Source organism: Maridesulfovibrio zosterae DSM 11974, from assembly GCF_000425265.1.
GTDB classification, from domain to species: Bacteria; Desulfobacterota; Desulfovibrionia; order Desulfovibrionales; family Desulfovibrionaceae; genus Maridesulfovibrio; species Maridesulfovibrio zosterae.
In genome coordinates this window covers 174,984-188,640 of record NZ_KE384344.1, presented here as the reverse complement: position 1 = coordinate 188,640, position 13,657 = coordinate 174,984, and the positions used below count along the sequence as shown (strand labels likewise).

The following is a 13,657-nucleotide window of genomic DNA, read 5'->3' as shown; positions in this document are numbered from 1 at the left end:
CTTGTTTTCCCTCAGTGCGGAGAGGCAAACTAAAGAAGCTTGCTCCGCTTGTCAATCACTTTTTAAAAGTTTTTTTTCCTGAGCTCCGTCCAGCAAAACCTTCCGAAACCAGCTCGCGTCATCTATTCAAGACACCCGCTCAGCCTGCTGCCCAATTCAACTTTTATTCAATGATCTCAACACCTTGCGTTTTCACTCAGTGCGGATTGGGAAACTATGTGAACCCGATCCAGAAGTCAACCGTTTTATGACCGGTCAGTCAAAAAAAATCTCAGCTGCGCTGTGCCATTTAAGGCCGCACTCAGCCGAGAAAGAGGTTCTAGATAAAACACACCGCCACGTCAACTGCTTTTTGAATTATTTTAAATGCAACTGACTACTTTAACTAGAAAATCCATATTCTATAAGGATTTCTTCAATTTCTGGACTTTGAAGTAACTTGAGGGCTAGCTGACCTTTATTACTTCCATTGACTACAACAACTCCATATTCGGATCGTATTTGTAAAGAATCCGGTAAATCAACTATAAGAATATCATCAATGTACTTTGATATATCTATAGCAGTAGTCCTATATCCTAAAAACATATCCACCAACGATGCTTTGAAAAGAACATATACCGGTGAATGACTACCATCTTTAATTTTACTATTTCTACCACCGACCAATGGTAATGCCTTTTCCCTAAGCTTATCAGTTGCTCCTTTCTGTATGCTATCAGCTTTATCAAATACAGCAAAAGCATAATCACCACCGGGATCATCGATAGGCGTCGAAGTTCCCAGTCTGTATTGTGGATCAAGCATCAAATTTAGTGCATCATTATTTGTAAGGATATCACTTTTACCAAACAGGCATAGCTCGTTATGCGCAAAGATTTGCGGCATATTACTCAGTCCCAGCTCAAAAAGGCTTTGTGCATGCTGCATGTTTGCGGGAAAAAAGAGGTCAACTTGCTCACCATTGACTATTCTTTCTTTCAAAACTCCTGACGGCCCGAATTCGATCTCTCCCAGGATACCTATTTTATTGAATATCTCAGGCAGAACCTTACGCAAACTTCCTGCAGCATATGCCTTCACTTCTAATTTCATGTCACGCTCTCCCTTTCAGGGTTTAGCCGTGAAACCTATACTTCTATCTTTGAAAGTATTTGTCTCTATTCCAAGACTAGACAACCTGCTTAATTATTATTGAGTGACAACTAGTTCAGCATAACTTCCTACTACACTTTCCAGCAGTTCTTTTACAAAATGAATATTTTTATTTTGCTCATTTATTACATCTATAACAGAAAAAGCAAGCACAGGGCTATTTATTTAGGACATAAATTTGGTTGATTGAGCTATCTTTTTTGCAGCTATGCTCATAAGCAGTATTAATCTGACACTTCAGAGTTTGGCTCAGACAAACCAGACATGCAGCTCATATGTATAGACTACCTGTCCCATTAGGGACGATAATGGGTATGACTTCGCCAGCTCGAACATCAAGACTTGCTCCGCACAGTCAGTCCACTACCCCATATAAAGAAACTTAAGAAATTTTATAAAAATCTGAGCCAACAAACCACTAACAGACCCGAATATTTCAACTAGGGCAGCCATAAGCCTAAAAACACACCCTGCTTTTAAATCCTTTTTTTGTTATCTCGTTCTTTTTTTAGAAATTGCCAATTCCAGAGCAGAACATCGCAACAAAAAAAGGCCGCCCCATATGGGACGGCCTTTTAAATTCTATACCAAAAGGTTCTATTCGTGTGCTGCTGGTGCTGCTGCTCCACCCTTCGGATGGCAACCTGCGCAGGTAACGGGACCTTTGCTTTCTTTAACATGGCAGTCAGTGCAAAGCTTGTGATAAGCATTACGCAGACCTGTTTTTCCGGCTGCAGGCTTCACAGCATGACAGTCGGAACATTTTTGATCTTCAGAACTCTCACCTTCAACGATTTTACCGTTCTCCCACACGTGGTGACAAACGGCACAATCATCAATACCAGCCTTCTCGTTATGTGCGTCATGTGCAAACATAGCTGCAGGTCTTGCAGGATGCTTAAAAGCCGGGTCCATAAGGGAAGTGATATCTTCCTGACAGAACGCGGGGATCATATAGAGAAAGACACAGGCGGCGATAACCGCAATAGAGAATACTCTTTTGTACATTGTAATCTTCCTCCTTACGCTTCAGGCTTTTCCATGAGATCATAGATAAGATCACCGAAGAACTTAATATCCATTCCCAATTCATAGTAATGAACGAGATCTTCGAGTCCACCGTGACAGTTATGACAAGGAGCAAGAATTGTCTTAACTCCGGTAGCCTTGAGCTGTTCGGCTTTGATCCTGTTACCTTTCATGCGCACATTCTTAAACGGAGGACCGCAGTTGATAACACCGCCACCGGCAGCACAGCAATAGTTGTGCTCAAGGTTAGGAGTCATTTCAACAACGTTTTCACAAAGTGCATGAGCTAATTTGCGAGACTGTTCCATCAAGCCGCGTCCGCGGATGATATTACATGGATCATGCACAGTGATAGGTTCTTTGAACTTTTCACGGAGCTTGATTTTTCCAGCTTCGAAAAGCTCCCAGAAGAATTCAACAGAGTGAACAACTTCAATAGGATACATTTCCCAAGCGTCCCAACGGTTACCCTGATCGTAGATGGAGCGAAATGCGTGTCCACACTCACCCATGACGATGCGTTTGACTTTAAGATCAAGGGCAGATTCAAAGTGACGTTTTTTAAGACGACCCATCATTTCAAAGTCGCCTGTGAACATACACATATCGGAGTTATCCCAGCCAGGTTCGGTAGGCATGGTAAAATCAACTCCAGCTTCGTTGAAGATATAAGCAGCCTGATAAATCAACTGAGTACGAAACTTAGGTTCCGGTGCGATAACTGAGTAATAAATATCAGCACCTTCTTTATCAAGAGGGATACGCAGATTAGGCATTTCATCACGAGCTTCATCTTCCTGCCACTGCAGGGTATCCGGCCATTCATCATCCTTGAGCCACATCTGGTTCATAGTAGCAGAATGAGAATGTGCGGTATCCTGAATATACTGAGGAGTAACACCAAGCTTATGGCACATACGACGAACCATACTCATGATGTAACCAGTATCAATTCCCAGCGGACAGAAATGGATACAACGACGGCAGAGGTTACACTCAGTGTAAGCGATCTGCGCCATTTCATAGACTTCTTCAGCAGTTAATTTGTAGTTCTTGCGAAGAATTTTACCCAAAGTCTGGTGGACCTTACCAGCAGGTGAATAGCTGGGGTCTCCATCATGGGACATATAGTAATGGCAGGCTTCGGAGCACATACCGCAACGCATACAAGTTTCAGCATATAGCTTAAGCTTTGCGCCGGCTTCTCCTTCGATAACCTGTTTAAGGGTGTTTTCGATACGTTCAGGGGTCAGACGGGAAATCCCGCGGTTAAGCCCTGAGTCTTCGATTTTCCTGTCGAATGTCATTTCAATACTCCTTGCAGGGCTTTGGTTACCAGTCCTTACAACGGCGAACACCGCCGAACTCTGATCCAATGTAGGCTCTGGTGAACAGACCGAACAGCATGTGGCTCAAACGGGTAAAAGGAATGCTGATAAGCATCATTTCACCACAAAGGATATGCAGAATAAGCATAACCTTAGCATCACCTATTTCGTGATAAGCAAGAACACCGGTAAGAAAAACAAGTCCGGGAACAGCAAGTGCAACCCAGTCTTTACCGGTTGTCAGGAATGCCACGTCGCGCTGCAAGAAACGGCGAAGGCCGAAATAAATGCAACATACAACAACCACGATAGACATGATGTCAGCAATCTGATCGGGAATAGTAGGCCAGCTGATGCCGAAAAACTGATCCCAAAGAACCACATGTCCAAGCAGGAACAGCGGAACAATGACAAGACAGATATGAAAAACAAAGGTCATCATTGCAGTCCAAGGATTACGCTGCCAGCCGAGTGTTCCGGCAGGATTGAGCCAAGCCAGTATAGACCTGAATCCATACTTGAAACTCATGTAATGCAATGACGAACCGTCTTTTGCTTTTGCCAGCTGGTACATTGAAACCAGTCTGTAAGCTGAACCAAGAACAAACACGCCCCAGGCGAACCATGCCAGAGGGCCAACCACGAATGCATAAATACTGTTCATGTGTATTGCCTCCGGCTATTAGAATTCGCTGACTTCGGCAACGATGCGAACAAATTTACCGCCATCGATTGCACGAATGAGGACTTTTGAACTGTCGGGGCTGAAAACTGGCTCCCAGCACTGCTCAAAATCCTGGCCATAAGCTTTGCCATCGAGCACAACAGTATAGCGTCCGTTCTTTTCAACCTTTGTAGCAACTTTAGTACTATCAGGACTGAAAACAGGTTTCCATGCCATTTCATAAACACCGGGCCAGACTTTAGCATCACACATAACGGTGTAATCTTTATCATCTTTTCCTAATGCTGCTGCACGATTACCATCAGGACTAACAGCCAGATCGACAACTACAGGAGCAGTAACAGACCATGGGGTGCCGTCCACTGCAACGGTAAATTTACCGAAGGATGGAGCAACTATTGCCCAGAGTTTGTTTCCGTCTGCGCTGAACTGCTGGTGCCAGCAGTTTGCAAAGGTATTACCCCAGAGCATTTCTCCGTCCTGTGCCATTCCCCATTTTCCACCCAAACGAACAGGGGCAACAAGTGCTCCGGTTACCGGGTTAAAACATGGAGCCCATACACACTGATATTCACGCTGCCAGATTTTACCATCTACAGCGATGGTATAATCATAGAGAGTCTTTCTTACCTGGCATGCTACTTTTTTACACTCAGTATCAAATACAGGAGTGTAACAGTTCATGAATACATTGTCCCAAGCATTGCCGTTAACAGCAACAGAGAAGATACCCTTCTGAAAAGTATCAATATCGGCCTGGCCCATAGATGTGACCTGAACAACTGCAGCTGTAGATTTTCCGTCATTGCCTGCGGTAAAATTATTTGCGTTCTCAAAAAGGTTTTCCCAGAGAACTCCGTCGACACCCATTCCGTATTCACCATCCTGCTGTACAGCACAGATAATGGTTCCTTCAGGGCCGAAAGTTGTCTTCCAGATATAGCCATACATTTCAGGCCAATTCTTTCCATCAACTGACAGAGTCCATTCACCATCCTGCTGGGCAATTCCAGTAAACCTGCTGTCTGGAGCGAACTTAGGATAAAAAACCCTTTCGTATCTCTCTTCCCAGGTGTCACCATTAACGCAAGCAGTGAATTCCATTTCGCCTGTCTTTACGACTGCTCCGACCTTTTCACCGTCGGGGCTGGCATGAAACTCTTCCACCCACTCAAATTTATCGGACCAAGAACCGGTGTCCTGGACCTCTCGCCTACCGGGATTCCAATCCCACGTGGACGCTTCAGGCATCTCACGCCTCCTCATTCCGATGATCCGGTCTATCCGCCAATATACCGAATCCGCTCGGTTTTTCGGGTGCTATGCACCCTGTTTTCTAACCAATAATAGTCCCGTCTTTGGTCGAAACAAACCTCGTCACACCAAGGCCGAAATATCGCTCGACCTTATAACTGCAAGTTAATTCGCACATTTTAGAAACTAGGACAATAGCATGTTAAGGGTTTAATCGGAGAAAAGTAATAAAAAAACAAGGATGTTCACATGAAAACCATGTAAACACCCTATACTTAAAAGCTATTATTTCAGACAGATAAAGACTATTTATTCAATAAAAAACAACTACACTCATTTGACATAAATGAATAAATGAATTTTTTATTCCTACTATAACGGTAGGTTAAAATACCAACTTTTATAGGAGGTAATCATAGATCCAATTCAGCCATAATATGGTCATAATCGAGCTCGGAATTTACAAGCTGGGCTCCGTGATTAATTTTTATCATATCTCTCAATTTGTAGCTATCCTGAATCGCTTCCATTTTCTTGGCAACTGCGTATGTGTCATCACGCACAACAATTACCGGAATTTCCAGAACTTCTGAACGAGTGAGTATTATATCATTAGGATAAAGATTACCGGTAAGAATAAGACAAGGACAGTTACCCTCAAGAGCAACGAGCTGAACATCTGCACGGTCGCCGCCAACTATTACTGCAGAATTTTTATGTCGCCTGAAGTGGGTAATAAAGTTTTCAACCTGCATTGTTCCGATAAGAAAATTCTCAACAACTCTATCGGCTTTAGCATGTGCAGAAATAATTTTTCCAAACAATCTTTCAGCCAGATCATTAACCTTGATTGCTCCCATGAGAGGATCACGCGGAATAATTCCGAGGACCTTAACTCCTTTCTGTTCAAGAAAAGGAACCAGCAATGACTTCAACTCATCCATATAATGTTCAGGAACATCATTAAAAACTACCCCCAGAAAATCATCACCCAATTCCTTCTGCACACGCAGAACGTAATCGTAACGGAGCTCACTGGTATAGCGATCTACAAGAATAGTTTTAGCTCCTACAGCCCGGGCTACATCAGGTCCGCTGACTCCACAGTAAGTTCCAGAACTTAAGTAACTTCCAGACCCACCAATGATCATTACATCTTTATTCTGGCTCAGCTCCTCGTAAGACTCCACAATTGAAGGCATAAGGTCTCCCATATCTTCTGAGAAAGCCTTAATTGTAAAATCCCTTGTAACCAAAACAGGGGTAACCTTTGTAGAGTCCTGCTCCAGTCCCAAAACTTCCTGAATAAAAGCTGCGTCAGCATCTCCGGGTTTATCCCCGTCCATATGCGGAACAGCTCCGACAGGTTTCATATAGCCAACTTTAAGACCGCAGTCCTTAAGTTTAAGCCCGAGAGCCATTGCCAAAAGATTCTTACCGGAATATCCGGTAGTAGATCCTATATATAAACCTACCATCTATGCCTCCTTATTCAAGCTCATCGCCAGCTCCAAGCCCGGCTGCTCTGCCATTTTCAGGCAAATCAACCACAATCATTTTGGCATCCGCAACAAGAGCCTCATCCGAGCTTACAAGCACAGGGTTAAATTCAGCTTCATAAATTTCAGGAAAATCTTCAGCAAGACAGGACATCCTGATCAAAACATCTGTTATAGCTTCGAAGTCAACAGGCTCGCCTCCTTTGACTCCTTTCAGCAACATATACGAACGAATTTCCCGTACCATCTCCCCTGCATCTTCAACAGAGAGGGGAGCGAGACGATAAGAAATATCTTTCAAAATTTCCACATAGACTCCGCCCAGACCAAACTTGAGCAATGGCCCAAACTGATCATCTCGGCGAAATCCAATTACAACCTCCCGTGAACCGGAAGAAGCCATCTGCTGAACCAGACACCCTGCAATGTAAACATCAGGCCTAAGCCGCTGTGTACGTGCTGTTATCTCCCAGAAGGCAGCTTTAACTTCCTCTGCAGAATTAAGGTTAAGTCTGACTCCATCCACATCTGATTTATGGATAATTTCAGGTGAGACAATTTTAATAACTACAGGATAGCCTAGCTGATCAGCGATTGCTGCGGCCTCATCACTACTTCTGGCAAGATCTGATTCAGGACTTGGCAAGCCTGAAGCAGTTACAATATCACGGGCCTGAAATTCAACCAGTTCAGATCGCCCTGATCTAAGTGCTGTATCAATAACAGTACGAACACTATCCACATCGTATTCAGGAGTCTGATAAGTGCGTGGAGGACGCCCTTTCCAAACAGCATAGCGACGCATAATATCCATAGCCCGGACAGCCTGTTTAGGAAAATCATAAACAGGAATACCGGCAGAAGCAAATATTTCTCTAGCTTCCTCACTGTTTTTACGTCCCATAAGACAACAAAAAACAGGCTTATTGATTTCTGAGACAGCCCCAACAACTGAACGCGCAACTTCTGAAAAATCTAACTTGGCAGACGGAGCAATAATCACCAACAAGCTGTTTACCGCCATATCATGCCCCACAATTCTAACGGCACGGGAGTAGCTGTCGGCATCAGCACTGCTAAGTAAGTCTACCGGATTATATAATGAAGCATAACCGGGAAGCATGCGTTGCAGCTCACCTATTGTATCAGGAGAGAACGTGGGCATACGCATTTCAGACTCACCGCATGCATCAGCAGCCAAAATTCCGGGTCCCCCAGCATTGGTGACAATCCCAAGATTTGGACCAAGGGGAAGTTCCTGCGCAGAAAAAGCTCTTGCAAGGTTGAAAAGTTCATCCAACCGCTCGACCCGAATTACACCGGATTGTTTAAAAGCAGCCCCGCAGGCTTGATCTGATCCGGCAACGGCACCGGTATGGGCTGAAGCAGCTCTTGCCCCAGCAGGAGTAGCTCCTGCTTTCATCATTATGATTGGCTTCTTCATGGAAACACGGGCAGCCCGCTCCATAAAAGCACGCCCGTCATCTACATTTTCAACATATCCGATAATAACCTTTGTTTCAGGGTCATTGCCAAGATACTCAAGCATTGAAGCTTCATCAATTACGGCTTTATTACCGATGCTTATAAAATTTGAAAAACCAACCCGCTCTCCTAGAGCCCAATCCAAAACAGCAACACAAAGTGCTCCGGACTGGGAGAAAAACCCCATTGCCCCGCCAAGAGGGTTCCCGGTGGCAAATGAAGCATTCAAACAAGAGGCTGCGCTGATTAATCCAAGACAGTTCGGGCCAAGAAGATTAATCCTGTTTTCAACAGCAAGATTGGCAAGCTCAGTCTCAAGCACCCAGCCATCATGATCAACTTCCTTAAATCCAGCTGAAACGACAATGACTGATCGCACTCCATTTTCGAGAAGCTCCCGAAAAGATTGCATAACAAGATCACGCGGAAGAACTATGATAGCCAAATCGACTTCACGCCCTATATCCGCAATATTTCTGAAGACTTCTAACCCGCAAATATTACCACCATGAGGGTTTACGACAAAAACTTCGCCTTTAAACCCTGCACTTAGTATATTGGTCAGAATAATATTACCGATCTTGCCGGGAACTGATGATGCGCCCACAACGGCGATTGAAGAAGGAGCAAAAAGACTATCCAAACTTTCTCCCGAACCCCTTAAGCTCAATATGAAGAGACTGAAGGTATATTAAAAAAAATAATTTTGTTCCAAAAACTTAACTCTAAAAAAATGCCAGGGCCTCAAAATCATGCTATCAACCCGACAACGTGTGAATATAGTCAGAGTGGGGCTATCATTGCAAGTAATGAGATTGCTCTGCATAGCAGAATTTGTGTCTATTATTTAATTTTATAAAAAAGCTATATCCAATCAAAATCCAAACTATTTTTGACACAAAAACATATTGTAGCCAATTAAAAACAGTAAATTCAATACAATACACATAGCATATTAAACATTGCTAAACCACTTTCTTTAATGTTAAAAAAATATGTCGGGTTTTGCACAATTATACATACGATTTTGTGCTGTATTTTACTGTTGCTTTTAGACTATTTTTTACTTCAGCAACATTTAATACAAATACTGCAGTCGTGGAGTCTGCTTTGAATATGATTCATGATCACAAATTGATACAAGAAAGCTTTTGTTCAATTACGAGCGATGTTTTCAAGTTTCTTCCCAAAAATGATCTGCCATTCAGCCTTTACAAGCTGAACAATACCAGTGGCAAATTTTTCCCTGTAACAACTCCGGGTAAAGTTATTTTGTCTGCAGACAGACAAGCTATATATACTGATTGTGATAAGGGATTAATATTTATTAAATGCACCGACATTTCAGCATGCAAACCTTTTTTTTCAGAAAATCTGAATATCGTAGTAAGGGATATTTCCAATTCAATTCCTGAGCATGAACTGGCCGCAGTTATAGTTGAAGGTCTTAAACATGCGGCTCAAGGAATATATGTAGACTCAATCAAAATCCACTTCAATAAATTCCATGAAACAATATGCGCGGTCGCAGAACTGCTACACGAAAATACAGAACTTATACCGCTCCTCATGTCCAAGCTTGATACCAGACACTCTTTAGTAAATAAGTCTATTTCATGCGGAATAATAGGGGCTGCAGTAATACTTATCGGACGTGATGCAAAACCGGATATAAATATTTTCACAGATGCATTTTGCGCTTTATTACTCTGTGATATAGGTTTGTGTAATCTACCTGAATTTGTACTGGGAAAAGAATTCTGTCTGACCCGCGACGAGCAGAAGAGGATTAAGCAGCATGCAATAGGCTCGATAGAGTTGCTGAGTATTACCCAAAAGCTGAATAAGCCCACCCTCAGGGCTATTCTGGAACACCATGAAAGGATGGACGGGTCTGGATATCCTCGAGGTGTGACCAATGATAAATTGTCATGGCTTGGAAAACTGTGCGGGGCAGTTGATTCCTATGTAGCTATGACTATGGAGCGTCCAGGAAAAAAACGCATATCAACTGTAAGCGCACTTAAAATTTTATATAAAGAAGCCACCCAGTACGACCCGAACATAATTTATGCACTTGAAAAGGTGACTTACAATGGGGACTGATAACTACCTGATTAAATAAACAAAGCCCTGAACAAGTTTTGTGCAAGGCTTTGTTTATCAATAGAAATCAAACTAATCCATGTGTAGATACTGAGACTTGATCTTTTTCATCTCGCCTTTAAGGATCATCTGGTCCATCATAAAATTAACGGTATCCTGTAATCTTGTAGCATCTGCAGGCATTAAATAACCGAGCTGACTGCGGGTAAAAAGATTATCAAGCATCGGAGCGGCAAGTTTTGGGTTTGATGCTGCGTAATATATTGCTTCAACACTGTCAGTGATCATTACATCAACCTTTCCGGAAGCCACTGCAACAGGAATTTCTAAATTTGACTCGAAAAGGATTACGTCAGCATTTTTTATATTGGCACGAACAAATTTTTCATTCGTACCACCGGGATTAACTCCAACTTTAATACTTTTTTTATCAATATCAGCCATAGTTTTAAAATTTGCTGCCTTAGAGCTGGCAACAAGTGGAGTTTTACCAAAAGTAACGTAACCCTGTGAAAAACAAGCTTCCTTCTGACGAGCAATGGTGCGGGTTATGCCGGACATTCCGATATCATATTTCCCCACTTTAAGATCCCTCATAAGAGTCTTCCATGTGGTTGGGATCAGCTCAAGCTTTACGCCGAGTTTATTCGCAAAACTCTGCGCCACAGCAATATCAAACCCTTCATATTTACCATTATTATTAAAAGAAAACGGCTTGTAATCACCAGTAGTTCCTACCTTAAGGGTTTTGCTCTCAAGAATCTCATCCATAGACCGAGCCTGAGCAATACCGGAAAGAAGCATGGTAAGTGTCATAGCAAACCCTATAAGGACATAAAAACGTTTCATAAAATCTCCTTTAATCTGATTGAATTATACAAGATGGGAAAAAATAAAAACATAGGAGCGGTCACTGATATACCGCTTTTTAGCCATAATTTTTGATATACATTACTTCTTTAAAAGTCCAACCAGATTTACTCAACGCTATAAAACAGAATAGCTTTACAAGAACTTTTATGGCAGAAAGAAAATTACTGTTCCAATATATTGCGGTAAAAGGTTATGCTAAATTCATCTAAATTACTAAATATCAGTGCTGCAGTTTTAGCTGGAGGAGAAGGCCGCCGTATGGGCAGCAGGGATAAATCTTGCCTTGAAATTTCCGGTCAGAAACTAATCAGCCTAATTATAGCCAAACTGGAAGGTCTGTTTAATGAGACCTTTATAATAACCAGAACTCCGGAAAATCACAGAGATTTAAGTATCAGACTTGAAGGAGATGTCTTTGAAGCGCGCAGCTCTTTAACAGGAGTTCACGCTGCTCTCTACCACTCCAGAACAGATCACGTGTTTGTTACAGCTTGTGATTCCCCTTTTCTCAATCGAGAACTGATCAAAGACTTTTTAACCCACTTTACACCGGAAGTAGATGTTTTGATCCCAGTCCATCCCAATGGAATGTACGAACCACTTTGCGCTGTCTACTCCAAAAAATGCCTTCCATTTATTGAAGAAAATCTGCAAAAAAATATCTATCAGATTATCAGATTCTTTCCGCAGGTAAAAATCCGCACAGTTGAGACAGCCCGGCTTAAACATAAAGACCGGAACCTTGAAACATTTATTAATGTCAACACCCCAGAAGAACTTGATAACGCATGCAAGAGGGCAAATAATGCCGAGTAATCAAAGTTTTTCTAAAAATATCCCACGGTCACAGGCGCTGAGAACTTTACAGGACAGAATTCGCACTCTTCCAGAGGAACAAGTATCGGTGATTGACTGCTCTGATAAAATTTCAGCACAAACTATTTGCTCAGCTATTTCACTTCCTGAACATGATCGGTCAGCAATGGATGGATTTGCTGTTTCCAGTACAGAGACAACAAAAGCTTCAAAAAACACGCCCATAGTCTTAAGCTTTACGGGTGAAATTCGCCCATCCTCCATGACTCCCAGCGAATCGACAATAGGCAGTGCAGTAAAAGTACTAACCGGAGGAATAATTCCTCCTGGTACAGATGCCGTTATTCCATTTGAAAAGGTAGTAATATCTGAAAATACAATTCAAATATCCTCTCCAGTCAAAAAAGGAGATTATATCTTCAAGCGCGGATCAGATATAAAGAAAGGCGAAACAATTATTTCTGAAAATGAAATCATTAATCCCTGCCAAGCCGCCCTGCTGTCTTATGCTGGAATTAGGGCTGTACCTGTTCGATGCAGTCCGGCAATTGCAGTACTGGCTGTGGGAAATGAATTGTGCGACCCTGCAGCAGTCAATTCGTTAAGCCTGATTCCGGCAGATAATCTCATTCTGGTAAAATCGCTTTGCAAGCGTTGCGGAGCAACGGAAATCAAGATTTCACCATGCGCAAATTCGCCCGAATCAATCTCCACAGCAATTAAAGCATACTCACACTGTAACTTAATTATCACCACAGGAGGAACAGGCCCCGGAAATAGAGACTTTGTCTTTAATTCTGTTCTTGAAGCCGGTGGAACCCCCATCTTCAAGGGGCTATCCATGCACCCTGCAAAATCCATTTTTGCCTGTCAGCTAGGGAGTTGCATCGTTGTTGGTCTTCCAGGTCCTCCTAATGCCGTAAATCTTGCATTTCATACTGTAATCAAACCTATTATAAACATCCTTCTTGGACAGCCAGATATTTCCCCCAAATTCACAGCTCATTTAAGCAGTAGCGTGATCGGAGCCAATGAAAGAGAAAAGTTGCGTCCCTGCCTGGTTTTCGAACAAGGAGGAAAGCTCATCGCTGACCCGCTAACCTCACCTGACCTGTCTCCTCGCAAAGTAATGAATATAAGCAACGGAATAATTGTTCTCCCTCCTGATTGCGGAGAACTTGAAAAAGGATGCAAAGTTCAAGTAATTAAATTTGCATAAATCGACTTTAACATTTTGTTTAGTTCACAGCTTTCCTACTTTTAACTGCTGAGCACAATCTATTCATTTGCAGACAATTATATAGTATTTTCATGAATCCGTAACATGACAGCTACAGGCTCGGAGCAATATAGAAACATGGTTCGTGTATATAAATAACATGTACCAAAAGTCAGTCTGCAAAATATACATCAAAGCTGAAGCAGCA

At 42.4% G+C, this 13,657-nt stretch carries 12 protein-coding genes; 4 read left to right on the top strand and 8 right to left on the bottom strand.

The features are described 5' to 3' along the window. Nucleotides 1–251, top strand: a 251-nt coding sequence (locus H589_RS21010) for a hypothetical protein (protein ID WP_027723454.1), incomplete at its 5' end; no start/stop codon positions are given. A 130-nt stretch (nucleotides 252–381) separates the two neighbouring features. Here the strand turns inward: H589_RS21010 and H589_RS0118765 are convergent. The 7 genes from H589_RS0118765 to H589_RS20170 all read right to left on the bottom strand — a co-directional run bounded on the left by H589_RS0118765 (nucleotide 382) and on the right by H589_RS20170 (nucleotide 9,078). Next, complete coding sequence (locus H589_RS0118765; protein ID WP_027723453.1) at nucleotides 382–1,095, bottom strand: substrate-binding domain-containing protein; 714 nt, start codon at nucleotides 1,093–1,095, stop codon at nucleotides 382–384. 657 nt (nucleotides 1,096–1,752) lie between these two features. Then, nucleotides 1,753–2,163, bottom strand: coding sequence for an acidic tetraheme cytochrome c3 TmcA (tmcA, locus tag H589_RS0118760; protein WP_027723452.1), 411 nt, complete (start codon nucleotides 2,161–2,163; stop codon nucleotides 1,753–1,755). A 14-nt stretch (nucleotides 2,164–2,177) separates the two neighbouring features. After that, nucleotides 2,178–3,491 carry an electron transfer complex ferredoxin TmcB gene (gene tmcB, locus H589_RS0118755; RefSeq protein ID WP_035076756.1) on the bottom strand — a complete coding sequence of 438 codons (1,314 nt, stop codon included), beginning with the start codon at nucleotides 3,489–3,491 and terminating at the stop codon, nucleotides 2,178–2,180. 25 nt (nucleotides 3,492–3,516) lie between these two features. Then, complete coding sequence (gene tmcC, locus H589_RS0118750) at nucleotides 3,517–4,176, bottom strand: TmcC family electron transfer complex membrane anchor subunit (protein ID WP_027723450.1); 660 nt, start codon at nucleotides 4,174–4,176, stop codon at nucleotides 3,517–3,519. 18 nt (nucleotides 4,177–4,194) lie between these two features. Then, nucleotides 4,195–5,448: an electron transfer complex subunit TmcD gene (tmcD, locus tag H589_RS0118745; RefSeq protein WP_027723449.1), complete on the bottom strand. Its 1,254-nt coding sequence runs from the start codon at nucleotides 5,446–5,448 to the stop codon at nucleotides 4,195–4,197. A 416-nt stretch (nucleotides 5,449–5,864) separates the two neighbouring features. After that, nucleotides 5,865–6,929, bottom strand: coding sequence for a phosphotransacetylase family protein (locus H589_RS0118740; protein WP_027723448.1), 1,065 nt, complete (start codon nucleotides 6,927–6,929; stop codon nucleotides 5,865–5,867). 10 nt (nucleotides 6,930–6,939) lie between these two features. Continuing rightward, nucleotides 6,940–9,078 (bottom strand): acetate--CoA ligase family protein, encoded by a 2,139-nt coding sequence (locus H589_RS20170; RefSeq protein ID WP_211225354.1) that lies wholly within the window; start codon nucleotides 9,076–9,078, stop codon nucleotides 6,940–6,942. Nucleotides 9,079–9,551: 473 nt separating this feature from the next. On the opposite strand from H589_RS20170, the gene H589_RS0118730 reads away from it, so the two are divergent. Then, nucleotides 9,552–10,541 carry an HD-GYP domain-containing protein gene (locus H589_RS0118730; RefSeq protein ID WP_245577222.1) on the top strand — a complete coding sequence of 330 codons (990 nt, stop codon included), beginning with the start codon at nucleotides 9,552–9,554 and terminating at the stop codon, nucleotides 10,539–10,541. A gap of 72 nt (nucleotides 10,542–10,613) precedes the next feature. On the opposite strand, the gene H589_RS0118725 is transcribed toward H589_RS0118730, so the two are convergent. Next, a complete protein-coding gene (locus H589_RS0118725) occupies nucleotides 10,614–11,390 on the bottom strand; it encodes a transporter substrate-binding domain-containing protein (protein WP_027723446.1) in 777 nt (258 codons plus the stop codon). Nucleotides 11,391–11,606: 216 nt separating this feature from the next. Here H589_RS0118725 and mobA point away from each other — a divergent pair, with 216 nt between their 5' ends. Continuing rightward, nucleotides 11,607–12,230, top strand: a complete 624-nt coding sequence (mobA, locus tag H589_RS20165; protein WP_051249829.1) for a molybdenum cofactor guanylyltransferase — start codon at nucleotides 11,607–11,609, stop codon at nucleotides 12,228–12,230. Further along, nucleotides 12,220–13,449: a molybdopterin molybdotransferase MoeA gene (locus tag H589_RS0118715; protein ID WP_027723445.1), complete on the top strand. Its 1,230-nt coding sequence runs from the start codon at nucleotides 12,220–12,222 to the stop codon at nucleotides 13,447–13,449. The genes mobA and H589_RS0118715 overlap by 11 nt, the downstream gene beginning before the upstream one ends. Nucleotides 13,450–13,657 lie beyond the last annotated feature (208 nt).

Coding starts and splice junctions, on each gene's coding strand:
- H589_RS0118765 (WP_027723453.1), bottom strand. CDS start 1,095: ATGAAATTAGAAGTGAAGGCATATGCTGCAGGAAGTTTGCGTAAGGTT.
- tmcA (WP_027723452.1), bottom strand. CDS start 2,163: ATGTACAAAAGAGTATTCTCTATTGCGGTTATCGCCGCCTGTGTCTTT.
- tmcB (WP_035076756.1), bottom strand. CDS start 3,491: ATGACATTCGACAGGAAAATCGAAGACTCAGGGCTTAACCGCGGGATT.
- tmcC (WP_027723450.1), bottom strand. CDS start 4,176: ATGAACAGTATTTATGCATTCGTGGTTGGCCCTCTGGCATGGTTCGCC.
- tmcD (WP_027723449.1), bottom strand. CDS start 5,448: ATGCCTGAAGCGTCCACGTGGGATTGGAATCCCGGTAGGCGAGAGGTC.
- H589_RS0118740 (WP_027723448.1), bottom strand. CDS start 6,929: ATGGTAGGTTTATATATAGGATCTACTACCGGATATTCCGGTAAGAAT.
- H589_RS0118730 (WP_245577222.1), top strand. CDS start 9,552: ATGATTCATGATCACAAATTGATACAAGAAAGCTTTTGTTCAATTACG.
- H589_RS0118725 (WP_027723446.1), bottom strand. CDS start 11,390: ATGAAACGTTTTTATGTCCTTATAGGGTTTGCTATGACACTTACCATG.
- mobA (WP_051249829.1), top strand. CDS start 11,607: ATGCTAAATTCATCTAAATTACTAAATATCAGTGCTGCAGTTTTAGCT.
- H589_RS0118715 (WP_027723445.1), top strand. CDS start 12,220: ATGCCGAGTAATCAAAGTTTTTCTAAAAATATCCCACGGTCACAGGCG.